The organism is Telluria sp. ZB4P34, from assembly GCF_059686055.1.
This window is the reverse complement of record NZ_JCASIF010000018.1, coordinates 24,319-48,695: the sequence shown is the minus strand read 5'-3', so window position 1 is coordinate 48,695 and position 24,377 is coordinate 24,319. Positions and strand designations below refer to the sequence as shown.

Annotated in this window: 15 protein-coding genes and 1 pseudogene; 10 read left to right on the top strand and 6 right to left on the bottom strand. The window is 51.1% G+C overall.

Annotated features, from left to right (window positions below; genetic code table 11):
* Positions 1–5 precede the first annotated feature (5 nt).
* The 3 genes from blaOXA (at position 6) to AC56KL_RS20495 (ending at position 3,798) form a co-directional block, all read left to right on the top strand.
* Positions 6–791 (top strand): class D beta-lactamase, encoded by a 786-nt coding sequence (gene blaOXA / locus AC56KL_RS20505; protein WP_497182023.1) that lies wholly within the window; start codon positions 6–8, stop codon positions 789–791.
* A 561-nt stretch (positions 792–1,352) separates the two neighbouring features.
* Positions 1,353–3,035, top strand: coding sequence for a 2-isopropylmalate synthase (gene leuA, locus AC56KL_RS20500; RefSeq protein WP_497182062.1), 1,683 nt, complete (start codon positions 1,353–1,355; stop codon positions 3,033–3,035).
* A gap of 127 nt (positions 3,036–3,162) precedes the next feature.
* Positions 3,163–3,798 (top strand): HAD hydrolase-like protein, encoded by a 636-nt coding sequence (locus AC56KL_RS20495; protein ID WP_497182022.1) that lies wholly within the window; start codon positions 3,163–3,165, stop codon positions 3,796–3,798.
* Between the two features lie 78 nt (positions 3,799–3,876).
* On the opposite strand, the pseudogene AC56KL_RS20490 reads toward AC56KL_RS20495, so the two are convergent.
* Positions 3,877–4,596 (bottom strand): annotated as a pseudogene (locus AC56KL_RS20490) (RtcB family protein); the annotation flags it as partial.
* 76 nt (positions 4,597–4,672) lie between these two features.
* Between AC56KL_RS20490 and AC56KL_RS20485 the strand changes: the two are divergent.
* The 4 genes from AC56KL_RS20485 to AC56KL_RS20470 are packed head-to-tail and all read left to right on the top strand — an operon-like array spanning position 4,673 to position 11,108.
* The gene (locus AC56KL_RS20485; protein ID WP_497182021.1) at positions 4,673–7,102 is read left to right on the top strand and encodes a hypothetical protein; all 2,430 of its coding nucleotides are present in this window, start codon (positions 4,673–4,675) and stop codon (positions 7,100–7,102) included.
* Positions 7,095–9,155, top strand: a complete 2,061-nt coding sequence (locus tag AC56KL_RS20480; protein WP_497182020.1) for a site-specific integrase — start codon at positions 7,095–7,097, stop codon at positions 9,153–9,155. The genes AC56KL_RS20485 and AC56KL_RS20480 overlap by 8 nt, the downstream gene beginning before the upstream one ends.
* Complete coding sequence (locus AC56KL_RS20475) at positions 9,148–9,699, top strand: hypothetical protein (RefSeq protein WP_497182019.1); 552 nt, start codon at positions 9,148–9,150, stop codon at positions 9,697–9,699. The genes AC56KL_RS20480 and AC56KL_RS20475 overlap by 8 nt, the downstream gene beginning before the upstream one ends.
* The gene (locus tag AC56KL_RS20470) at positions 9,696–11,108 is read left to right on the top strand and encodes a tyrosine-type recombinase/integrase (protein WP_497182018.1); all 1,413 of its coding nucleotides are present in this window, start codon (positions 9,696–9,698) and stop codon (positions 11,106–11,108) included. The genes AC56KL_RS20475 and AC56KL_RS20470 overlap by 4 nt, the downstream gene beginning before the upstream one ends.
* A gap of 102 nt (positions 11,109–11,210) precedes the next feature.
* On the opposite strand, the gene AC56KL_RS20465 is transcribed toward AC56KL_RS20470, so the two are convergent.
* Positions 11,211–11,630 carry a response regulator gene (locus AC56KL_RS20465; RefSeq protein WP_497182017.1) on the bottom strand — a complete coding sequence of 140 codons (420 nt, stop codon included), beginning with the start codon at positions 11,628–11,630 and terminating at the stop codon, positions 11,211–11,213.
* Positions 11,631–12,961: 1,331 nt separating this feature from the next.
* Here AC56KL_RS20465 and AC56KL_RS20460 point away from each other — a divergent pair.
* Positions 12,962–14,566, top strand: coding sequence for a methyl-accepting chemotaxis protein (locus tag AC56KL_RS20460; protein ID WP_497182016.1), 1,605 nt, complete (start codon positions 12,962–12,964; stop codon positions 14,564–14,566).
* 280 nt (positions 14,567–14,846) lie between these two features.
* Here the strand turns inward: AC56KL_RS20460 and AC56KL_RS20455 are convergent, their stop codons facing one another.
* The gene (locus AC56KL_RS20455) at positions 14,847–16,502 is read right to left on the bottom strand and encodes a sensor domain-containing diguanylate cyclase (protein ID WP_497182015.1); all 1,656 of its coding nucleotides are present in this window, start codon (positions 16,500–16,502) and stop codon (positions 14,847–14,849) included.
* A gap of 345 nt (positions 16,503–16,847) precedes the next feature.
* Positions 16,848–17,261, bottom strand: coding sequence for a response regulator (locus tag AC56KL_RS20450; protein WP_497182014.1), 414 nt, complete (start codon positions 17,259–17,261; stop codon positions 16,848–16,850).
* Between the two features lie 290 nt (positions 17,262–17,551).
* Between AC56KL_RS20450 and AC56KL_RS20445 the strand changes: the two genes are divergently transcribed.
* Positions 17,552–17,836 carry an H-NS histone family protein gene (locus tag AC56KL_RS20445; RefSeq protein ID WP_497182013.1) on the top strand — a complete coding sequence of 95 codons (285 nt, stop codon included), beginning with the start codon at positions 17,552–17,554 and terminating at the stop codon, positions 17,834–17,836.
* A gap of 1,453 nt (positions 17,837–19,289) precedes the next feature.
* Positions 19,290–21,296, top strand: coding sequence for a PAS domain-containing sensor histidine kinase (locus AC56KL_RS20440; RefSeq protein WP_497182012.1), 2,007 nt, complete (start codon positions 19,290–19,292; stop codon positions 21,294–21,296).
* A gap of 946 nt (positions 21,297–22,242) precedes the next feature.
* Here AC56KL_RS20440 and AC56KL_RS20435 read toward each other — a convergent pair.
* Positions 22,243–22,662: a response regulator gene (locus tag AC56KL_RS20435; protein WP_497182011.1), complete on the bottom strand. Its 420-nt coding sequence runs from the start codon at positions 22,660–22,662 to the stop codon at positions 22,243–22,245.
* A gap of 853 nt (positions 22,663–23,515) precedes the next feature.
* On the bottom strand, positions 23,516–24,214 hold the full coding sequence (locus AC56KL_RS20430) for an OST-HTH/LOTUS domain-containing protein (protein WP_497182010.1): 699 nt from the start codon (positions 24,212–24,214) through the stop codon (positions 23,516–23,518).
* Between the last annotated feature and the right edge of the window lie 163 nt (positions 24,215–24,377).

Sequence of the window (24,377 nt, the reverse complement as noted above, 5' to 3'; positions counted from 1 at the left end):
GCGGGATGAACACGAAAGGCCTGATGATGCTGGCGCTTCTGGCAGGTACGGCGCTGCCAGCCATGGCTGGCGATGCGATCCGCTGCACCCTGCTGGTCGACGCCGCCACCGGCAAGACGCTGCTGCGCGAAGGCCAGTGCGAGCAGCGCGTGACGCCCGCCTCGACCTTCAAGGTGGCAATCAGCCTGATGGGCCACGACAGCGGCGTCCTGCTCGACGAGCGCACGCCGCTGCTGCCCTTCCGCCAGGGCTATGTCGACTGGCTGCCCGAATGGCGCACCGCCACCGCCCCGGCGGCCTGGATGCAGCAGTCGGTGGTGTGGTATTCGCAGCAGGTCACCACCCGCCTGGGCGGCGCGCGCTTCCAGTCCTACCTCGATCGCTTCGAGTACGGCAACCGCGACGCCTCCGGCAACCCGGGCAAGGACGACGGACTCACCGCGGCCTGGCTTGGCAGCTCGCTGAAGATTTCTCCCGACGAGCAGGCCGTGTTTTTGCGCAAGCTGGTCGCGCGCACGCTGCCGGTGTCCGGCAAGGCGGTCGACATGACGGCCTCGCTCATGCGCTATCCGCGCCTGCGCAACGGCTGGCAGTTGTACGCCAAGACCGGCAGCGGTGCGGAGCCGGGCGCGCTGCCGCATGGCTGGCTGGTCGGCTGGACCAGCAACGGCAAGCGCACGGTGGTGTTCGTGCGGCTGGTGCAGGACGACAAGCGCGAAAGCGGGCGCGCCGGGTTGCGCGTGCGCGACGCCTTCATCAAGGAATTGCCGGAGCTGCTCGAAAAGCTGTGATCGCTGTGCGTAGGGTGGGCAGATTTTCTGCCCACGCGGTGATCGCTGGTGGCTCCGTTTTCGCGCCGAATGATCTCGCCGCAAGCTATCACCGCGTGGGCGGGTGAACCGCCCACCCTACGGATATAAGCATGACGGTAGGATTCCGCAACGCACAAATTTTTTCTTGACAGGCGGTCGATTTCTCTTTTAGAGTGGACCGCATGTCCTTCCCCCTGCATCTTTCGACTTCCCTACCTGCCGCCGGCGCGCTATCGCCGGCACTGCTACTACGCGCGTAATCCACGCCGTATGCCCTCCGGCCACAAGCCGGCCCCAGCAGCAGTTGCAGCCAGGAACGTGAACAGATGTCCAAGTTTCCCACCCCAGCACCATCCAGCAGCATCGTCGGCCCTACCCCGCCGTCCGGTTCGCGCGTCCATCCTCGCCTGCTGCTAACACTAGCGATCGGTTGCCGGGCCTAGCGTTTCGCGGCCCGTCCGGCAGCCCTTCGCCGCATCCGACCCTGCCCGCGCGGCAAGGTCCGCAATGTCACGCAGTCAACGCAACCAGGAGCACACGATCATGCTGAAGAATCCCGCCGCCAAGTACCAATCTTTCCCCGCCGTCCCGCTGCTTGAGCGCCAGTGGCCGTCCCGCAGCATCACCCGGCCGCCCATCTGGATGAGCACCGACCTGCGCGACGGTAACCAGGCGCTGATCGAGCCGATGAGCCCGGAAAAGAAGCTGCGCTTCTTCGACATGCTGGTGAAAATTGGCATCAAGGAAATCGAGGTCGGCTTCCCCTCGGCCTCGCAGACCGACTTCGACTTCGTGCGCATGCTGGTCGACGAGGGGCGTATCCCCGACGACGTCACCATCATCGTATTGACCCAGGCGCGCGAGGAGCTGATCCGCCGCACCGTGGAGGCGGCCGCCGGTGCCAAGCGCGCCATCGTGCACGTTTACAACTCGGTGGCGCCGGTGTTCCGCCGCGTGGTGTTCGGCATGGGCCAGGACGAGATCGTGCAGATCGCGGTGAAGGGCACGAAGCTGATCAAGGAACTGGTGGCCCAGCATCCGCAAACGCAGTGGGGACTCGAGTATTCGCCGGAATCCTTCTCCACTACCGAACTGGACTTCTCAAAGCGCATCGTGGATGCGGTAAGCAGCGTCTGGCAGCCGACCCCGGACAACAAGATGATCGTCAACCTGCCGTCCACGGTGGAAGCCAGCACGCCCAATGTCTATGCCGACCAGATCGAGTGGATGTGCCGCCACCTCGAGCGCCGCGAGTCGCTCGTCATCAGCGTGCACCCGCACAACGACCGCGGCACGGCCGTGGCGGCGGCCGAGCTGGCCGTGATGGCGGGCGCCGACCGCGTCGAGGGCTGCCTGTTCGGCAATGGCGAACGCACCGGTAACGTCGACCTGGTGACGCTGGCCATGAACCTCTACACCCAGGGCATCGACCCGGGCCTGGATTTCTCCGACATCGACGCGGTGCGCCAGCTGGTGGAAGAATGCAACCAGCTGCCGGTGCACCCGCGCCATCCGTATGCGGGCGACCTGGTGTTCACCGCCTTCTCCGGCTCGCACCAGGACGCCATCAAGAAGGGCTTCGCCGTACAGAAGGCGGATGCGCTCTGGGAAGTGCCCTACCTGCCGATCGACCCGGCCGACCTGGGCCGCAGCTACGATGCCGTCATCCGCGTCAACAGCCAGTCCGGCAAGGGCGGCATGGCCTACCTGCTGCAGCAGGAGTATGGCCTGGAGCTGCCGCGCCGCCTCCAGATCGAATTCTCGCGCGCAGTGCAGCGCATGGCCGACGAGACCGGACGCGAGATCGCCGCGGCCGACATCCACGCGCTGTTCTCGCGCGAATACCTGGAGCAGGACACGCCCTACGACTACGTGGCGCACCGCATGGTGGAAGACAGCGCGCACGGCGTGGAGATCGACCTGAACGTGGTGCGCCACCGCGCGCCGCAGGCGCTGCAGGGCAAGGGCAACGGCCCGATCGACGCTTTTGTCAATGCGCTGGGCCTGGACATCCGCCTGATGGACTACCACGAGCACGCGATCGGCCGCGGCGCCGATGCGCGCGCCGCCTGCTACGTCGAACTGCGGGTGGGCAGCGGCCAGACCCTGTTCGGGGTGGGCATCGACAGCAATATCGTAACGGCCTCGTTCCGCGCGGTGCTGTCGGCCGTGAACCGCCATCTCGCGGTGGCGGGCAGCAGTGATGCGGCCATCGCCGCGTAGTGCTGGTCGGTGAAGAGTCCGGCTGGATTAACGGACAAGTGCTGCGCGCCAATGGCGGCACCATCTGAGCAGCGGGGGCTATAATCGGCGGCACCGATACCGCTGCCGGTTTGCCCCCGCCTTTTCCATGTCCTACCGCCTGGCCATTTTCGACTTCGACGGCACGCTGGCCGATTCCTTCCCCTTCTTTATCAGCGTGTTCAACCAGATCGCGGACGAACTGGGTTTCCGCCGGGTGGGCCCGGACGAAGCCCACGAGCTGCGCCACCACGACACCCGCGCCATCATGCGCCGCGTCGGCATGCCGGCCTGGAAGCTGCCGCTGGCGTCGCGCAGTTTCATCGGTCTGATGCGCGAGAACGCGGCGCGCATTCCGCTGTTCGAGGGCATCGGCGAGGTGCTGCATGCGCTGGACCGCGAAGGCGTGCGGCTGGCGATCGTGTCGTCGAACTCGGAACAGAACGTGCGGCTGGTGCTGGGCGAGCGCCTGAGCGGCCTGTTCGGGCACTACGAGTGCGGCATGTCGGTGTTCGGCAAGGCCTCGCGCATTCGCAAGGTGGTGAAACGGGCCGCGGTGCCGGCGGCGCACGCGCTGTACGTGGGCGACCAGGCCATGGACGCCGATGCCGCGCGCCGGGCCGGCATCGCGTTCGGCGCGGTGAGCTGGGGCTATGCCCCGATCGAGGCGCTGCGCCGGGCGGCGCCGGACCGTGAATTCGGCACGCCGGCCGAACTGCTGCAACTCCTGCGGCCGCAGGGCTAGATGTTCTACTATGCCGGCGTGAATTGAACGCGCGGTCGGCGAAGCCGGCTACGCGCCCCGGACCACCCTACATGACGATCAGCCCTTCACGCACACCACCTGCTTGAGCGTGTGCACGACCTCGACCAGGTCGCGCTGCGCATGCATGACCGCATCGATGTCCTTGTAGGCCATCGGGATCTCGTCGATCACGCCGTCGTCCTTGCGCGACTCCACCCCTTGCGTGGCGCGCTCCATGTCGGCCCTGGTGAAGCGGCGCTTGGCCTCGGTGCGGCTCATCACGCGTCCGGCCCCGTGGCTGCAGCTGTTGAAGCTTTCCGGGTTGCCCTTGCCGCGCACAATGAAGCTTTTCGCGCCCATCGATCCCGGAATGATGCCGAGCTCGCCTTCGCGCGCCGATACCGCCCCCTTGCGGGTGACGAACACGTCCTGGCCGAAGTGGCGCTCCTTCTGCACATAGTTGTGGTGGCAATTGACTGCTTCCACGTGTGTTTCGAAGGGCTTCGGGATCAGCTTGCGCATCGCATGGATCACGTTGTGCATCATGACTTCGCGGTTGATGCGCGCGTACTTCTGCGCCCAGCCCACCGCTTCCACGTAGTCGTCGTAGTGGGCCGTGCCTTCCTTCAGGTAGGCCAGGTCCTGGTCGGGCAGGTTGACCATGTGGCGCCGCATGTCCTGGCGCGCCAGCTCGATGAAATGGGTGCCGATCGCATTGCCGACGCCGCGCGAGCCGGAGTGCAGCATCACCCAGACGGAGCCTTCTTCGTCCAGGCAGACCTCGACGAAGTGGTTGCCCCCGCTTTCCTTGATTGACAAACAGTTGTCAACCGTTAAGAATGAGCTATCTCCACCATACAAATCAACGACATACATGCCAAAGCAGACCAGCGACAGACCAGGCAACGACATGACAATTGTCAGCAAAAAGCTACTGCGAGTGAAGCAGGAAGAGTGGCTTCAGCCAACCCGCCTCTTTACCCGTATCGAAGGCATGGCTCTGTCGGAGCTCCTTGCTGAGCTGAACAATTTACCCACACAAAGTGCTCGTTACAATGTTCAACGTGCTCTACTCATGTTTGACAGGTTGCTTCGTGTCATTGATGAGCCACCGGTTTCATCTGTCTTACACCTCGGAACAAGACGGTTCACCGAGCTACAAGACCTTTTCTACAGTGCACTCGCGTCCAACAAGTTCAATGCTCTAACGCCTTCGGTACGCCTTACTTATGCACGGGCGTTTTACACATTTCTCCGAGAGCTCAAGCAAAAATTCTCTATCCAGCTGTCTTCATTCGTTCCAAACTCGAATAAATTTCTGCCATATGAGCTTGCTCAAGCGTTCGATGGAATGGAGCTGTGTCAGAGTGAGACCGGTCAAATGCAACCTTTTCTTCTTACGGATAAAGACGGAGAAACCTATAACGTATTGTTAGGACCGATGACCCTGGCTCTAGGTCGTGATTTCACGATGAGATTTCATTCTGCGCTCAATGACATCGCGAGGGCAAAAGCGAAGGATACTGCACTTAGAGATTTCGGAACGACCTTCGCAAAATTTGTTGCTGCTCAAGCTGAGGCCGGCCGGGCAATAACTGAAGCACAGCTACAAGACAGCCAGTTCGTCCGCGATATGGTTGTCGATTTCATGGAAACGCATTTCAGAAAAATGCTCAACATGAAGGGAGGAGCTAAGGAGGGGACTTTAGCGAGTCTACAAAAAACATGGGGGCGATATACGAATTATTTGGAGATTCTGATTAAGAAAAACGTTATTGCGACGCCACTGTTCGGCATCCCGGAAGGGAAACCCTCCCTTGCCTATGTAAAGGAAGTTCGGCATCAACGAAAGAGCGACGCTAGCGATGACGAGTCAGGTGTCACACACAAATTACTTACGCCTGTACCACTGCATCTTAATGACGAGGCAACAACCGCCGTCATTTTCGGTCAGATAAATCAGGATTTCACAACCGTTCAAAACTGGCTGGACGCTCATCTCGAGGGTTTATGGCAATTCTATGAACGCGGAATTTCGCTTTCTAACTCTCAACCCTACAGATTACCTGAAGGCGAAGACCTTATAGAATCATTAAATCCGAAAAAGAACCCGGAGGCCTTAGTCGAAGCTGTTCGGTACTTTAAGCAAGAGTACAACGGATACGTTGACACTAGTCAAATTGAAACTGCTGCGTATCCAGGAAAAGTAGCTCGTTATGGCGTTAGCAAGGTGAAGCTTGCGCAATTGCTAGGTATTCCTAATCGTGAAGACGCTATGGCTATGATGGCATACCTTACATCTGTCGACGGGAGGTTTACTGAATCTGCGTTAGCTGATGCCAAGCTTCTTGACGGGAACGGCACCAGGATTAACGCTGTGAACAGCGGAGACAATACGCTTACGTTAAGTGTGCGAAAGGAGCGCGCCGGCCAACAGGGATGGCATGACGTCGTTCTTTCTGGACGCGCCTACGTTCTCATGCAACGTTGGCTGCAATTAACTGCACCGCTACGTAAGTATATGAAAGACAACCACGTCAAGGGTTGGAAGAACCTCTTCATCTACTCGGGTCAGCCACTTAGCAACCCTGCGTTCTTTATTAGGACAAGCAACATCAATTCGTATTTCCGAGCATTCGCGCAGCGTAACGAGGCTACGTTGGGCGAGCTTGCCGAATTCGTCACCATCAATCGCATTCGTGCCCAGAAAGGCATCCTTAAATTCCTTGAGGATTTCGATATCAAGGCGATGGCGAGGGAACTGGGCAATGACCCTGAGACATCAATGCGGCACTATCTGCCTGATGCGATTTGGGACTACTTTGCTGTCCGATGGATTCGCATCTTCCAGAATCTGCTCATCGTAGAAGCGACGCGTGGCACACCCTATATGACACGAGCTTTGCGCTTTGCAAACGCGACAGAGCTCGATGAGTTCCTAAAAAATCATGCCCTTGAACCGTTGATTCCGCAAGGCGCCGAGGAGCCTGACCTCTTTGACGAGCAAGAAATTGAAGACAGCCGAGAATCTGACCAGCAGTCGACGCCGCCGGTGAAGGAAATCATGGTGGCAGCCAGTCACGGCATCTTCTCTACTCTTCTGTCTGTCAAGGATGCAGTTGAGTTCACGCTTGCCGCTGGAGACAAGGTTCATGACAAAGCGCTCTACTGGCATGAATTTGCTAAGCGCTTGCAAGTCCATATCGAAAGCGATGCGTATCCCGACCGCGGCATCAAAAAGCTGATGAAAGCTGCATCACTTGATGCATCTCGTGACAATTTTTTGAAAGCAGTCCGTGCCTAATTCGCTCCCAGCAGAACTATCCTTTATCAACGAGTTTCGCCTTGCAAACGTAGAAGCGGTCGGCGCAAAGTGGCTTACAAGCGGCTTCCATGAGAATGTGTGGCAGTGCCGCTTTGGCGATTCCGTTATCACAATTGACTTTGGGATTACGCTATCAGACGGTTCGCTGCTAACGCATCGTTCCAACGCAGAGCTGCTTGAAGCAATCAAACGCTACCTCTGCATGCAAACGCACCCGACAGTTGTGGGCGTCGCAGTTCAATCTACGGTCACTGGCCTGTCCTACTTAAACAGAGCACTGCACGTGCTTGACCATTTTCTTCTCCGAGGAAGCTTCATTCAAGCACACGGCGCCGGATATCGACAGCTATCAAAAAATGATATTCATGATTTCATCGACATCGTGTCGAGCAGCCGAGCAATCAAAAATAACATTTATGAGCCGGAGGAACGCATCTTTAAGTTCGTTCGTTCGCTGAAGGTGACTGCTGAGGATATGAAGGCCGCTAGGAAACGCCTGCCGGCAATCTTCGAGACTGAATCGCTGGAGCTTCCAGAAGAGCTGAGTGAAGAGCAAGTGCAAGTTGCCCGCGTATGGCTCCATAAGAACGGCTTCTACCACTCTGGCTCAAAAGACGATGTGTTCAAGCTTCAGCTAACATCCAATAAGCTTCTCACTCATATCATTGGCGAGCGTGTACTTTCAAACCTCAAGTTCGATAATTTAGAGCTCGACTATTTGAATTTCAAACCTCGCGAGCAATTTCTCCGCGAGCTGCCAGCAGTCGCTGTGCATCCTGGTGGGGAGGACGAACGAGCAGCTGCAGAATTTGTGCAGAGCTACATGCAAACGCTTAGCGTTATGGAGGTCGGAGTCACTCCTGAGACATGTTTGGTATCCGAGGACGCCCTATCTGCGTTGGAGGAAAAGGAGGCACTCAAGAATGGCCGTCTGAAGCAGAAAGGTCGATTCGCGACGTTGCCATTTGAAGTAGCTAATCAGAGCTTCAAGCATGCGATTGAGTTTTACCTTGAGTATGGGCACGACTTGGTCACCTACTACTTAAGTTTGGCGGAGAGGGACTGGCAGGAGAACGTATTGCTGGACGTCCCCGTGTCGCTGCGGCGCCTTGGAATTACGAACTTTGAGAATATAGAAAGCGCTGCTGAAGATTTTTTTGCCGAGCTTCGGCGCGGTAGCAGCCTTTATCAGATGCTGCAGGTCTTGCTTGGAGCAATTGTCATTCTGGCCAATACGCTGATGGCACGACGAGCCTCTGAGCTGCTTGGTCTTACACGCGACAGCATTGTGAAAGATGGAGACCGTTTCTTCCTCAGATTCGACCTTGGGAAGGCAAACATTGGCGAACTACGCAAACGAGTATTGCGCCCACTTCCGGAACTTGGTGCCGAGGCACTTGGCTTGCTAGCTGAGCTAAGCGAACGCTTGAGTGACTTGGGGTATGAGTCGTCCCCTACGCTGCTTCAACGCTTCATGTGGAAAAGAGCTAACTTCACACCGTATGGCACGAGTAAGAGCAGTGCTCAATGGATGAGACTTTGTCTGGACCGATTCTGCGACTACTTCGAGATGGGCACAGATGAAAATGGGGCGCGATACTACATTCGCCCACATCAGTTGCGACGGAACTTCGCGATGTTGTTCTTCTGGCAGGGCAGCTTCGGCGGCATTCATGTGCTGCGTTACTTCCTGGGGCACCAGAAGCCGTCGCTAACCTACCGGTATGTCACTGAGGCGATGCAAGGCAAGGTGTTGCGTCAGGTGAAGGCTAAGGTTGCGACTGAACTCATCAAAGCTGATAGCGCAGCAACTGAATCACTGGCTGCATTAATCTGTGAGCGATACGGTGTCACGTTGGATGCCCTTCATGTGCTCCCTGAGGCAGACGTGTGCGCATACATCGAAGACTTGTTGCAATCGAATGAAGCAGAGATTGAGCCGGAGTTCATTGAAGGACCGAATGGCGAAGAGTACAAAATTTTGTACAAGGTTCGCGCGCCAAGATTTGCCGTTGGAGACATGAATGGTTAAGCAACCTGAGCATGGAGATGTAGTCTTCGGCGCGGACCTTGAATCACCAACGAGATACTCGGTAGTGGCTGAATTACATTTACTTAAGGACTGCTGCAAAGACTCAGCGGGAATCGAGGACGGGTTGCGAGCGGTACTTCTAGCTAGCTTGAGTAGCCAAGGAGGCTTGGCGTCGCTTGAGCTAGTCGATAAAAAGATTGTCAGTATGTCTCTGAATACGCATAAAAGCGCGGCTGATAGTGTGATTGTCGGCGGGTTCAAGACGCTCGATTCTTATCGCAAGGCTGCGCTAGACAGTCTTCGCAAACATCTGGTGACGCTCTCACAGCCTTCCCGCGGCACAATAGCCTTCTATAAACAAAAACTGGAAGAGCAGGAAGCCGAAAATGCTGCTCTGCGCGGCGAAATGGTTGTTCTTGCTGAGCGTTTGAATGAAACAATGGCCTACGCTCGCAAACTCGCAATCAACGCAAAAAAGTCGGAGGAATTTCTTCAAATGCAGAGTGAATTCCTTAGAAAATTTCCAGTTCGGTTTGAAGAATGAAGCCCAGTAAGAAGCTCTACTGCCTCACTCCTAAGGAGTTCATGTTTCCGTGGTCGCTTGGCCGAGACGGTGTCAAATTTATACCAGGAGACAATATTGCGCAGCTGCTCTGGCCTGACGGCTCGCCGTGCTGGCTAGCAAACCTGTATCTCCTGAGTGGGTTCAAGAAAGGAAGGTCGAGACGAAATGAAGGCGGCACACTACTGACTTGGGCAAAAAATTTAAGTCCGCTGCTTCGGTGGTGTTTTGACACTCAGCGCGAATTTTTCGAACTAGAAGATGCTGACTTTGTTGCATTCGTCAATTATCTTTCAGAAGAGAAAAGACTAGATAAGCCTGATACCAATGTACGTGGGGTCAATCAGGTTAGGACTATTGCCGGTACCGCCATGAGTTTCTTCGCTTATATAGATACTCTGATGCCTGGGCTCAATCTCATCGGACCCGAGGGGAGCATTAAAGCGGAGCTTGTGCAAGTAGAGTTTTCAAAGGGCGGGAGAAAAATCAAGGCCCTAGCGTGGACTCACGAGTGCCTTCCTAGAGGTAATCCTACGAGGCGCCGGCAACCGATTTCGGCTGACGCTATTGAAAAGCTTTATGAGGCAAATGATGCGTCTGGCCAAACCTCATATTTAGTTCGGCGAAGATTCATAATGCTGCGACTTTTTGAGTTGACTGGCGGTCGACGGATTGAGGTGTCATTTATTCAGCTGAAAGACTTAGACGAAGCGGAAAAAACTGGCCAACTCAAGATATTCTCGGCTAAGAAGCGTGATGATGCTTGTCGTTACGTTCCGGTAACAAAAGCTGACTTGAAAGAGATTCTCTCGTTCGTCAAGCACTATCGTCGCCTAATCATAAATAAGACGATTGGGGCAAAAAATGACCATGGCTATTTATTTGTCAGCTGTCGCAGCGGTAAGCCGTTAGCGGTGGATACCCTCAGCGCTGAGCTTTACTTGCTACGCATGGCCGCAGGTATTTATGATGAGGAAGCTTGCCTGCATGCCTTCCGTCATCGTTACATCACGAACACACTCAGAACTCTCATCAGGATGCATCGCTGTGAGAACATAAGCGATTTGAAGAGAGCTATGCTTTCTATAGAGACTATTAAGCAGCAGCTTTTGGAATGGACTGGGCAATCAAGTCTTGATGCGCTCGAGCGCTATGTACACCTGGCGTTCGAGGCTGAGACAGGATTCAAGGATACGCTTGACATACTTCAAGCAGGCAAGGTTGTTGAGTCTCTGCACTTCATTATCAAAGACTATCGCAATAAAGCTCAGGTAAGCGGTTGGACGTCTGCCCTTTTTGACGAGTTTGACACTGCAGTGTCTGCGGCACAAGGCGAATTAATGCAACTGTTAAATGCGCTGCGTCCTGTGGAAGAGCAGCATCTGACGTAAGGTTCTCTGGGTGGTTGAAAACTGCTTCGTCAACGGATACACAGTTCGGCCGATACATAGATGTGCTATCGGTAAGCTGGCAGTGACGCGACGTAGCTACGGCTAATTAGTCTCACCAGCCGCAGTGTCCACGTGTAGTCGCTTCGCGAAGTCTTCGAGCAAAGAAATGATGACTTGTAAGCTAACGGGCTTCAACAGGTAGCGGTCAAAACCTGCGTCCTTCACCCGGTCCTCAATCCCATCCTCAGAGTACCCGGTGAGCGCAACAATCAAACTGTGAGACGTCGTAGGCGCTGCACGTAACCTTCGGCAAAGCTCGAACCCGTCCATGTCAGCAAATACGATTGAGGTAAAAATTGCATGAGGAGGGTTCTCTTCTGCCAGAGCGAGTGCTTCTGAGCCCTCGACTGCAGTGCTCACGCTTACGCCATAGGCAGACAACAGCGTAGTCAACACAGCACGAACTTCATTGTCACGCTCTACTACTAAAACGTGCAGCTGAGATACAAAGGTAAGTGTCATTAGCGAGATTTACGCGATTAGGTGCTTCACAGCAGGATTCTATCGCTAAGGTTGCGAAAGGCCAAGAAAGGCTCGCTCGAACGAGAGTCATGCGTTCCGACGATTGTACGCTTGCAAGGTGAAGTCAACTGTTAATCTAGCGGCTGCACGTCTCTCAAGAGCTTGCTATCAATCCTATGGTGCGCTTAGCGTCGGGGCGGCACCCAATCACCTGCTTCGTCATAGTTCAGTGATTGCTCTACGCCTAGAGACTGCCACAGCAAGCCGAAAACTGGACGCAGCGCGTGCTCTTCAATTAGTTCAGGGGCAGCAGTACATCCGCCAACACTAGCGGCGCTCTATCGAAGCTACCCTGATGGGACAGGAGGTGGTACTCCCATCTACTGAGGCAAAGTTCGGCATGAGTAGCTCTTAAACATCGAAACCGTATAGGTCATCTTGGTACCGATGCCGAGATGTGTGTATTCGGCTCAGAGCGTCCAAGCTAGTACGATGAAGTCACGCTCATAAGAAATGCAACCATTCTGAAGAGCTGCAAGTATCCGTGAGTACGTCCCGGCCTGGGACAACATTCTACCAGGGCCCATCTGCATTGACTCGCGCGCCAGGAATGGTTGCACTTAGTGCTGGCAGAAAACGCTCGCGAACGTAAGGGAACGGGTTGACCGCAGCCTTTCAAAGGGCAGCTTGTGTCGGAACGAAGTACCCTACACACAGGGCGCCACGTAGAAGCCGACAAGGTGCTCCATCTGCGAGAATTTAGCTCAAACGCTCCGTTCTGAATCACCAACTTGTCACGCCTGCTGGTCCGAACGCAAGGATAGTCTCTGGATTTCCAGCACGTCCAAAGTTCTCTTACGTTCATTCTCGTACAAGTTGCAAAACGTTGTTCTGCCTGACTCGATGAGGCCCTGCACAAGTTCGCAGCACGCGGATTGCGAGCATAAACCTTGCACTACTGGTATCGGAACCACTTGCACGGGCGCCCGCCCAACTACAGAGCTAACAGCTAGTCCGATTCAACTACGCTAACTGCAGTTGCATTAAGAACGCGTGTGTGTGCAACTTTGATAAACCAATAACAATTTCCCTGCTACGAAAATAGTAACATTAATTTATTTGAATGATTAAGATACGGCGTGTCGCGACGTACAACAAGTCATTCTGTCAATAATTCAAATCAACTTAGTAACTTTTTGTTGTATTTATACAGAAATTCTAACTCATAAGGTGGCATCCAAAACTACTCACGTTATACTCTGCAGCAATAATTGCTAAAAATATGCAATAAAAACCGTTACTAATAAAACATTCATCCTTGACAAGATATTATGCGTGCAAATCTACCAATTACGACTACTGAAGTTAAATTACTTGAGTCGAAAACAGTGGTTTCCGTTACCGACCTTAAAGGTAACATCACATTTGCCAATCCCTATTTCGTTCACATTTCAGGTTTTACTGAAGCGGAGCTGATAGGTTCGCCGCAGAATATTGTCCGCCATCCCGACATGCCTGAAGAAGCATTTGCCGACATGTGGGCGACGATTAAAAGTGGTGCGCCTTGGAGTGGGATTGTTAAGAACCGCTGCAAAAATGGCGACTATTATTGGGTAGCCGCGAATGTAACACCAGTTTTAAAGGCGGGTATTCCAGTTGGATACATGTCGGTAAGGACCAAGCCCACAGAGGCGGAAATCAAAGCTGCTGCAGAGCTATACGCTAGAATGAAACGCGGCAATCCCGAGAAAATACTACTTCGCCAAGGTCGGGCTGTTAGTGCTTCACCGCTACGTCGTGTAAAGCGAGCGCTAGAACTCTCATTGACGCGACAGGTTAATGTAATCTGTGCAGTCGTATGCTTACTGCTCATGTCATTAGCTAGCTGGTCTTTATTGCAAGAGCTGCCATTGACAATTCCTGTAGCTTGCGTCCTCGGTTTAACATGTCTTTCATTTCTTTGGTACAGCCTTTATACAACTCTCACAGATGTGAACATTGCTTTAAAATTTGCACGTCATATGGCTGGCGGCGATTTGACCAGCGAGATAAATACAACGTCCAATAACGAAGTCGGAAAACTACTTAAAGCCCTACGTCAAACCAATATCAACTTATGCAGCATTATTTCCGATGTCAGAGGCAATTTCGACGAAATGCGAGTGGCAACCCATGAAATTGCAACTGGCAATATGGATTTGTCTTCGCGCACTGAATCACAGGCATCTAGCCTGGAGGAGACCGCTAGTAGCATGGAGGAACTCGCAAATAATGTTCAGAAGAATGCGAGCAACGTTGTGAACGCGAACGTCCTCGCGGGAAAAGCAGCCGAGTTAGTACTCAGTAGTGGCATTGCCGTCAAGGAGATGACCGTAACTATGGGCGACATCAGCAACTCATCCCGCCGCGTTCTAGATATTATCGGCATGATTGACAGTATCGCATTCCAAACAAATATTCTTGCTCTTAACGCGGCAGTTGAGGCTGCGCGGGCAGGAGAAAATGGTCGTGGCTTTGCAGTAGTTGCGTCGGAAGTCAGACAGTTAGCTCATCGTTCCGCAGCAGCTGCTAAAGAAATCAAGAACCTCATTGACGTTTCGTTGCAGAATATCGATGCAGGTGCAGTTCTCACGAGAAATGCAGGTGCAAATATGGATGAGGTTATAACAGCGGTGTCAGCAGTTAAAGAAGTAATGGACCAAATTGCGTTAACTACCGCAGGCCAAACCGAAGGCATCGTGCAGGTAAACCAAGCCGTTGGACTGATGGACGAGATAACGCAGCAAAATGCAGCTTTAGTTGAACAAGCCGCAGCAGCCGCAACTAATGTCGCGGAGCAAACTGAAGGAATATCACATGCACTTGCAGTTTTTCAGTTAAGTTCCTTAACGAAAGGTGCTCAGCCGTTACTATTAAATCAAACTAATAAACTGTAAGAGAGCAGAGTATGTGAAGTCATCTGTTCCAATGAGCTATTTTTTTACAAGGCGCTCAATTGTTAGATATTTTCTAGCTTGCGGACCTAACCTTTCGGTTAAATCAATTGCTTATTGTTACAGCGCTCGAAAACTGTAGCGCCGTGCTCAACCCGGACTGTACTCTGTTAAGTGCACCAACTGGTTGAGAATATGGCTGAGGTTGTTAGTGCAACTTTACTTTGGGCAACGATGAGCAAGTATATATAGTAGTAAACCTAAAGGCTTGAAGGTAGCAGGTTCACCGGCTTTTTACTAAGCAAATCTTGGACTTTCTGGCTACTTGACTGTCTTCTGTGCTTTTTACTGCGAAAGTGTCGCGGCCTGCATGCTTTGCTTCATATAAAGCTTCGTCGGCTAAACCTAACAGGCAATCTACAGAAATAGGTCCCGATTTATGAATCGCAAACCCTATGCTCGTCGTCACGGATAACCGGACAGAACTCAAGTCAAATGGCGTTCGAATGCCCTCTAGGATGCGATTTGCGAAATCATTTGATTCTGTGTCGTCAGCTATCGTATCGTAGATGATGACAAACTCGTCGCCCGCAATTCTTGTGACAGTATCTGTGCTTCTAACTAGCGAGCTTAAACGTCGCGCGAATTCTATCAAAACCTTGTCACCCACACCGTGACCATGCGTGTCATTTATCGCCTTAAATTTATCAACGTCTAAGTAAGCTAACGCAATTGGTTTTTTGCTTCTTTCCGCTTTAGCTAAAGATTTTTCAAGGGTTTCTTCAAATTTTCGCCTGTTGCCAATTCCTGTTAGATGGTCCTCTAAGACTAGGTCAGCCAGCTTAGCTTCTGCAAGCGCTCGCTGCTGAGATAGCGCAAAAAATCGTCTACTCAAGTCACCCACCTCATCTTGTCGCGATGACTCAAGAACACTTATTTCAGCCATACCATCGGTGATAAGTGACACATTCTCACGTAGATTCGATAATGGTTGCAACAATTGCCTCGTAATCATGAGTCCTGTAAGTGCGGCGAGCGCGCCTACTGATATTGAGGCCAGCCATGCGTTCGTTCTTGCTTCTGATAGAGCAACAAACGCCTCAGCAGTTGGATAAACCGCTCCCATCAGCCACGATGTACCTTGGATTCTCTTATATGCAATTAAGGCATCTAGGCTATTTTTAGCTTTTCCCTCTTTCCAGCCTTCAAACCCTTTGAGCGCAGCAGCAGTGACCGCAGTGGGTCCGCCTGGCTCCTTATAGACGTTAGCGAGCACTCGCGCTTGTTTTGGATGCTGTATGATTGTTCCGCTATCGTCGATGATGAAAAAGTAGCCAGTTTTGCCTGGCTTTACATTTTGCAGCGGCTCAAGCAGTCTCGGGTTGCTTAGGTCAACTCCGCCAACAATAACGAAGTTGACGTTTCCGATATCATCTTTAACCGGCTGTGTAATAACAATTACAGGCTGCCCCGTTAGCGGACTGCTGAAAGGCTTCGAAAGTAAGCCTTCTCCCGAATTCATAGTTCTTTTGAAGAACTCATATTCTTGACCAGCACGACTTCCAATTCCTACGTTGTCGCGCATATTCGCCACCATTTCACCCTCTTCATTTAGGATGACAACATTAACGAATTCTTTGTCTAGCGATTTAAATTCCTGAAGTAACCTTACCAAATCATCAGAACTCGCTATTCTTGCTGAGTTGACATAATGGGAGACAGAACTTAAGAGGGATTTTTTATGTTCTATGTCGCGCTCAACAAAATTTGCGGCGCTTGAGACTAATGAATAATGCTGATTGCCTACTACCCGCTTCATCTTTCCTTCAATTGAAATCAGAACGATAGAAGCTAAGACTACGGCCGACAAAAGACAAAGTAGCACCACAACTTGGGTGATGCGGAACTGTAGCAGTTTTGTATTGAATCGAAAGCGCATTAGCATGGCTCGATAGTTTAGGGGCCACTCTACAGTTGCTCCTGTAGGCACGGTGTATTTGACGACCCTAAGATTGGAATGTTATTACTTCTGTGGGCAGGATAAACAGGCCGCAAGTGTACTCGGCCTAAACCAAGTCTGGCGCACAGATACATATGTCTCACCGAAGAGAGTTGAATTAACAGTTCGACTGAGCAGCACACGGATGTGTGCAAAGATGTGAAGAAAGGCTAGGTCAAGCAATATTATCGGCTGCGCGACTAACAACCAAAGAAAGACAAAATATTATCGAATTGATACCATCGCTCATCCGATAGCAATGGTTGCGGCGTGATTCTAGGATAGTTATCTATGGCCCTGCCTCGATTTGGCGCATGCAAGGAGCACCTTCTCGACGTCGGCAGGCTTAACAAAATGGTAACTGAAGCCCGAGTTGAAAGATTTCTGCATATAATCGACTGAACTATACCCAGAGTGGGCAGCGAACACGGCAGAGCATGTGTTTGGTAAGGACCTTAGCTTGGAAATCAGCTCATACCCATCCATACCGGGTAATCCTATGTCCAGTAAACAAAAGTCGAATGCCTGGTTCTCGGCAAGCTGCAGTGCTCTATACGGTGAATTCTCAACGGCAACAGTGTAGCCGAAATGAACAAATAGAGCACCTATTGTTGCTGCTAAGTCAACGTTGTCATCGACTATGAGAACACGTATCGGTACCTCATTGTCTGGATTTGTTACGTTTGCCGTGCCGCTCATAGGTACATGCTCATGAATATCGTTGGAAACAGCTCACTCTGCTGTAGCGTAAATGTAACACTTGTTACATCTACACGATATCGAATTCTACACTTTTGCACCTTTTTGTAGCACACACGGCGTCGACTGGCACCATTTCACAGCGACAGTCGTGACTCAAACATACGAGCCACTTGCATCGTTTAGTAGGCGGCAGCTCCTCTGCCGTTCCGAATTCGTTAAGTTTATTATGACTTGCAATATTTTGGAGTCCGTTATATTTTACGTGCTTTAACTTAGCCCGATTAAAAGTGCCTTCATACCAAGAGTACCAAGAACAAATCGCACAACTGAAGCATCTTGCAGAACAAGCGCGGCGAGAGGAGATTGCTCAAGCCAAAGAGCGTGTGCAATCTCTTATGTCCGAGTACGGCTTGAGTATTTCTGACTTACTTCAACAAAAACAGCCACAAAAAAAACGTGGGGCTGTTGATGCGAAATATCGTGATAGCACAACTGGTCAAACATGGAGTGGCCGCGGCCGCGCACCGCGCTGGCTTGATGGAAAAGATAAAGAAGCTTATCGTATTAAGTAATGTAGTTACCATTCAGGTACGTCCTTAGTTGCTTTGTTAGGACGTACATGTTTGGTCAACCAGGCGGAAGTCTTCGTTCTACTTACTACGTTGCCTCGCATTTGAGTTGCAGCTGGTCAGGCCTATCTCATTTGTGAACCTGGCCATGCGCAAGCAAGTGCTTAGACCTAGGGTCGCTCATTATACTGACCTGCTACACCTCAACTCACTCTACTCCTGCATTACATGCGCTTAATTGGTGCGACCATTCGTACTAGCCTCGGGCAAGAACTTCGCTGTACAGAAGCATAAGCGACTGGGCAACCACCAGGATGACGTAGATATCGCTAGCCGCAAGAAAACCAACGTGGATGTCGCACGCATCCAGGCTCTTGGTGTCGCTTCGACAGCAGGACGCTAGCCGGAAGTTGTATCGGCACTCGCTTCCTCGTTGGGAAATAGAAGGCTGAACTCATCGCAGCATGGTGCACTCAGGTGGTGTCCGGCACTCGGATACCTGAACTAGTACCCCTGTAGTGCTGGCAACGTTGGACTGTGTCCAGCAAGCGCTAAAGCTGCACAACAGGCAAATCGCAGCCGACGGAACTACTCCAAAGTGCCGCCGGCTTTTTGCTTTTGACTGTTGGGCTGACATAGACGCAGCCTAGAGGTCGACGAGTAAGCCATTCTGGCCGTGCTGACTCGTTGGGAAATCGTGCATTAAGGCAGCAGTTCCTGCCGGTTGTTTGGGTGCTGAGCTGATGTTTGGAAGCGTCATCAAGTGACCGGTTTAGAATCCGTTCAAAAGAGCTTGACTGGTCCTCATAGGTTGAGGCCGCGGTTGCAGAGCAAGAGTTCCTCCAGCCCTTGTCCAACGTTAATGTTACAAATATTATAATAATTGCAACAAACCGTGACATTTTCGCACGTATTCGATTGTCCAGGTAGAATACATACATGCTCCTAAAAGACAAGCAACCAAAGTTCATGACGTCGGCAGAGCTAGAAGATGCGATTCGTAAGCACCGCGCCCAGACGAAAAAGCTTCTGGCAGAAGTCCGCAAGCGTCGAGCGGCAGAGGCTGAGGTTCATGCAAAGACGTCGGCCGCTAAGCGGAAGAACTAGGCTACGAACTGGACGGGTGTTTTGTGCCTGTTGACTCCGTCAGGTGATGCTCATCTAGGGCCTCAAGGTGACGACTTCACTGCTATAAATTGCTTCCCTTACGTCCGAATAGTTCTAGTAGGCGCTAACTCAGCGATAATTCAGCAAACGGGACGAAGTCTACTGCTGCTGAATCTGTTCTCATCCATTGCTCTAATGCTGTCAGCGTATAATGCGAAAACCGGTCCAAGCAGCGTACACTCATAGAACCTGCCAACTTCCACTACCGTACAAGCCACCTAAATTAGTCGCTTGTACTTGCCCCACATGTTAAATGCAAGCTCCCATATTTAACATTTGATGGGATAGCTTGTACACCGATACTGGATTGCAAACTGTGTCAATGGACTTCTCTGTCTACAAAGCCCTTTTCAAATGCTCGCCTTATCCATATTTGGTGATGGATACCGAGTTAACGATTATTGGAGCTAGCGGCGCTTATTTGCGTTCAGTCGGCCGTACTGAAGAGGAACTAGTAGGACGCTATGTCTTCGACGCATTCCCTCCAAATCCTTACGACCCGAACTCGACCAACATGGTTGAGGTGAAAGCCTCGATTGCTCGAGCGTTGGCAAAGCGTGTCCCCGATACGACTCCCTTTCTCCGATATGCTGTTCCTGTCCAAACTGAGAACGGCCCAGGATTCGAGGAACGCTTCTGGAGCACTGTTCACACTCCTGTTATGGACGAAAATGGTAAGCCACTCTTTGTGTTCCAGAACGCAATCGACGTAACGAGTTTGTATTCAGTCAACAAGGAATCTAAAGTAGTCACGCTGCGAGTTGAACCTGCTAACGACGGCACACGTGAAAACTTTAATGAAGCACAAATGCATGAGGCCGTATCACGTATTCTCAACAATGAACGGGAGCATATCCGTAGCTTATTCGACCAAGCTCCAGGGTTCGTAGCTGTGTTGATGGGCCCACAGCATGTTTTTGAGCTCGCCAACAAGGCCTACTATCAGCTTATTGGGCACAGAGAAATTATCGGCAAGCCTGTCTGGGAAGCATTGCCAGAAGTTGCCGGACAAGGATTTGAAAAGCATCTCGAGGAAGTATACACGACAGGTAAGCCATGGGCTACGCATGCTATGCCTCTTGCGGTACAACGAGAGCCCGGCGGTCCTATCGAAAAAAGATACGTTGACTTGGTGTACGAACCCTATCGCGACAAGAATGGTCGAATCATTGGTATTTTTGCTCAAGGATACGATGTCACTGCAGCTGTAGAAGCTGAAGCATCGCGGCGCGAGAGTGAGGAGCGTCTCAAAGACGGACTCGAAGCTGCGAAGATGATTGTGTGGGACTGGGACTTAGAATCGGGCGAATCGCGGTATTCAGAAAATGTGGCAAATGTTATGGGTATGACTCCCACCCGAATGGCTGAAGTCAGTGAACATATACATGTTGATGACCGTGAATTAATTAAAAAGGCACACGCGGAGGCGCTTACACACTCTGGCAATTATCAGGTATTTATCCGGTTTATTCGTCCAGACAATGGCAAGCAGATATGGGTAGAGAGTCGCGGTCGTGTTAGGTATAACTCATTCGAAAAACCGATTGGAATTCGAGGCGTTACGGTTGATGTTACAGAACGCCACCAGGCAGAACTTGAATTAATGGCTAACAGTCGCCGCAAGGATGAGTTTCTTGCAATGTTAGCGCACGAACTACGTAACCCTCTAGCACCTATCAGCACGGCCGCCGAGATGTTACGAATAATCTCTCATGGCGATGCAAAGGTCCGGCATGCGAGTGAAGTAATCGGAAGACAGGTTAAGCACATGACGGCGCTTGTTGATGACTTGCTTGACGCCTCTCGTGTCACGCGCGGACTTGTTGAGCTGGACAAAACTGCTACGAGTATTCAATCAATCGTGGACAATGCTGTTGAACAAGTAAAGCCGTTAATTGAATCTAAAGCCCACTCTTTAATCATAACGCACGACCCTACACGTCCCATGGTTTTTGGCGACCGGACTCGCTTAGTTCAGATTTTCTCAAATCTGCTGAACAACTCTGCCAAATACACTCCAAAAGGTGGAGAAATTACTTTAACAGTTTCAACGAGCAGTGAGCTTGTCTGTATTGAGGTTGCAGACAATGGGATTGGCATAGATGGTGAACTCTTGCCGCATATTTTTGAGCTCTTTACCCAAGCTCAGCGGACTCCCGACCGCTCGCAAGGAGGTTTAGGAATTGGTTTAGCTTTGGTAAAAACAATGGTTCACCTACATAATGGCCAAGTAAGCGCATTTAGCGCAGGAGCCGGCAAAGGGAGTAAGTTTATCGTGGCCTTCCCGATATGTTAGCCCGGAACCTTTGACAAATAAATACTCGTTATGAAAGCCGTCATACCGCATATTATGGCGTTACCACTGTCTATGCCGCCAAATGATTGCATTTAGAATGTAAAGTTTTTGAGTTGTTCAAGTCTCTGCAAATTAATACAGAAGCCATTTGATAGAGCCGTTGTTAAACTAGAGAAACGCTTCTACCGTACAGTCCTGGTTCCTATAACTTAGGTAGCCGCAAATTTTTTTGAAGAAACTCGTTTTGAGTCATTCAAAGACGCGCTCAACTACATCTTAAAAGATGATGTATGCTATTACTGAACAGCGAATTCTGGCTGTAGCTCATCAGAGCAGGTTGAATCTGCTTAAAAAACTTGACGAAAAGCTAGTAATTATGACTAAGTCTTTGAGTATAAGTAGCCTTGAAGCAATGCTTCACAAGCTTGATTTCAACTCGGACGATTGTAAAGAAAAAATATCGATTCTTCGCACCATGGCTGATAGTGCATGCGACAGCGGACAAATTTCCAGGAAGCAATGGCGTGTATTAAACGAGAATGTTGCGAAGATTCAAGAAAAGCATATGGACCTTCAGCCTATTGGTTCTCATCACACCTTGCACTATGGAAGGTTCGCACCTTACTAATGCCATTAGTTCAATTATGAGCTTGAGCATATGTAGAAACTAGCGTTTACCAACGTTAACCTTGGGCAATTGAGTCGAATATTATCTGCTATTGCTGGACGTTATCTACTATTTGTGGATGTGACCAGTGCAAATTGAACGACGGCGCAACCTACATCTGCAAACTTTGATTGAAGTAGGCATCCGTCTACAGTGAACCTATGGATATGATTAAGCGAAGAACTACCTTGTCGAGATGAACATACCTTTGCTAACAATCACTCGTATCCTCTCAACCTCGTCTAACCGTAAAATGTTCCTTAGCCCACCATAGATAAGTTAAGACATCTTTCGCCTGCGCTCCTGACCGGGCGGCATGCAGAACGAATGTAGGGCAAACCCTTCAATACCAAATCGAATGAGACGCCACAACGCGTCCATTGTCGTTGGTCGCTTCACCACAGCACTCACACATGGATAACGTCCAGCTCGTGCTTCTTGGTACTCTTCGTCTTTGGAAGCAACAAGCACAATGGCGGATTCGGGCGCTAACCGCTTTAACTCACTTGTTAGGGTTCTTCTATCGTTCGGTTTGAACGCTGTGGTCGTAATGATGAGATTGAAGCTAATAGCATCTGCAACGTTTAAAGCCTCCTCGGCTGTCCTCACTGGCGCCGGCACATAGCCCAGCAATCGAAGAATTTTCACGAGTCTGTGACGTTCAAAATCGTCGTTCTCTAAAAGCAATGCGCATTTCATTTGTGTCCCCCTTTGACTCGGGTGACGGCAAAACTACAAGATTCAAGTCCTTGATGGTAACAATCTGTCTCATCCATAAAAAAACCCGGCTAGTCGCCGGGCGAAGCCAAACGAGAAGTGCCACGCGGTGGCCAGGTCAATGTAGTCTAAACAACTTCTTCTGGGCGCACATTTCAGTCGTGCGAACAACTCGTTGAGTTACGTTCGAAGTAAAATTTAAAGTTGCCCTTATTCAATATAGTCTGCAGTTTGTGGACCTTTTTAATGCCGCGTCGCACGTATGTCCACTTCTGTTAGGATACACCGCTCAAATGTGGAGAGCGCATGAGCACACATAGCACGAATGAAGCGCGCATTAATCATCAAATTGCTACTCATGTAGATGAAGGATTACGTTTATCATGCACACATGGGATGCATCCAGCATTGCTATTTATGGAGCAAGTAGGAATGCCAAGACTGGTTGCAATGCGTGTCCTGTGTTCACCTAATTTTTTCCGACAACACGACCGCCGACGGCGCCCTAGACGGCCTGGATGAGTATTGAACTCTCTCAGCCCTATGTTTTAGTCATCAACCGCTGCTTTCCAGGTGACGATGGTCCCGAATAATACGCATCCGACTATTCGAGCGGAAATATCCTGCACTTCTTGTATGCGCAGTACGTGGGAGCAACCGGATACCGGCCGATGTTAATGTCTTGTGAGGCTAGTCTCAATGCATGACTTGGTAACCCACGTTCGGTCTTGGACCATCTAAGCAATGACATCATTTGGGATAACGTTATGCGCTTGACTACTCTTTACGTTTGGCTCAAAGGCCTACCGAGTGAAAACATGGGAAATTAGTATGATTAATGCTCAAACGCCATCCTACAACTACGGTACCATACTGATTTGGGAAGCGACTCTATTGCGTCTAAAGATGGCTCACTCAGTACTTTCATTTGCGTATTGAACTGGCGTGACTCATGAATGACCTGGCGCCAACTGGTGCATCCATAGCGCTTAGGCGTTTGCTCCGGCGCATTCTTGGACATCCATATAATCGCTTCGCTTAATGGGGTCCAACCCTCAATGGCTAATTTTTCCTCAGCATTCCTGAGTCCTTGCACGATGCCACTCCTCGCCCATTGAACTGTGCCGTCGGGCAGAATCCCATCCAAGAAATCAAGAAACTCCTTTCCAGCTAAGACAGAAGAGAGAGCGGCCTGCACAGTTGCTATTCCCTCAGTCCACGCTTTCAACTGATTGAGGTGCTCATCGATACTCTTGTAGCTTTTTTTCAAAAACGCTTCAGCTCGTGCACAACCATCTTTCGTACTCAAATCAAACATATTGATGAAGTGGTGCACCAAGTCATTACGTAGAGTGACTAGCTCTTTAAGATTAGCTTTTAGGGCAATATAGCGCTCTTTATCAAGTAAGATTTGCGTTCGGCTTGCCATCCAAATTGTGTTGTTGACTTCTGCAGATGCTTGTTTGGTCTCTACGTCGGTCTCATCGGGAACTAGAACGGTTTCCGTAAACATACCTACGAGGGTACCCATCATTGCCTTTTTAAGGGATGAGCCAGGCGCGGCCTGCGCAGAAATTTCAGTAAGGCTTCCATTGATGGCAGTGTACGGAAGTATCCGCTTTAGCAAAGACTCGTACTCTTGCAACCTCAGCAGACACTGCCCTAGAAGGCAATGTATTGAGAGTTGCTGCTCAGCC

Excerpts from the sequence above, each read along its gene's own strand:
- blaOXA (WP_497182023.1), top strand. The coding sequence starts at position 6 with ATGAACACGAAAGGCCTGATGATGCTGGCGCTTCTGGCAGGTACGGCG.
- AC56KL_RS20495 (WP_497182022.1), top strand. The coding sequence starts at position 3,163 with ATGTCCTACCGCCTGGCCATTTTCGACTTCGACGGCACGCTGGCCGAT.
- AC56KL_RS20485 (WP_497182021.1), top strand. The coding sequence starts at position 4,673 with ATGCCAAAGCAGACCAGCGACAGACCAGGCAACGACATGACAATTGTC.
- AC56KL_RS20475 (WP_497182019.1), top strand. The coding sequence starts at position 9,148 with ATGGTTAAGCAACCTGAGCATGGAGATGTAGTCTTCGGCGCGGACCTT.
- AC56KL_RS20470 (WP_497182018.1), top strand. The coding sequence starts at position 9,696 with ATGAAGCCCAGTAAGAAGCTCTACTGCCTCACTCCTAAGGAGTTCATG.
- AC56KL_RS20465 (WP_497182017.1), bottom strand. The coding sequence starts at position 11,630 with ATGACACTTACCTTTGTATCTCAGCTGCACGTTTTAGTAGTAGAGCGT.
- AC56KL_RS20460 (WP_497182016.1), top strand. The coding sequence starts at position 12,962 with ATGCGTGCAAATCTACCAATTACGACTACTGAAGTTAAATTACTTGAG.
- AC56KL_RS20455 (WP_497182015.1), bottom strand. The coding sequence starts at position 16,502 with ATGCGCTTTCGATTCAATACAAAACTGCTACAGTTCCGCATCACCCAA.
- AC56KL_RS20450 (WP_497182014.1), bottom strand. The coding sequence starts at position 17,261 with ATGAGCGGCACGGCAAACGTAACAAATCCAGACAATGAGGTACCGATA.
- AC56KL_RS20435 (WP_497182011.1), bottom strand. The coding sequence starts at position 22,662 with ATGAAATGCGCATTGCTTTTAGAGAACGACGATTTTGAACGTCACAGA.
- AC56KL_RS20430 (WP_497182010.1), bottom strand. The coding sequence starts at position 24,214 with ATGATGGGTACCCTCGTAGGTATGTTTACGGAAACCGTTCTAGTTCCC.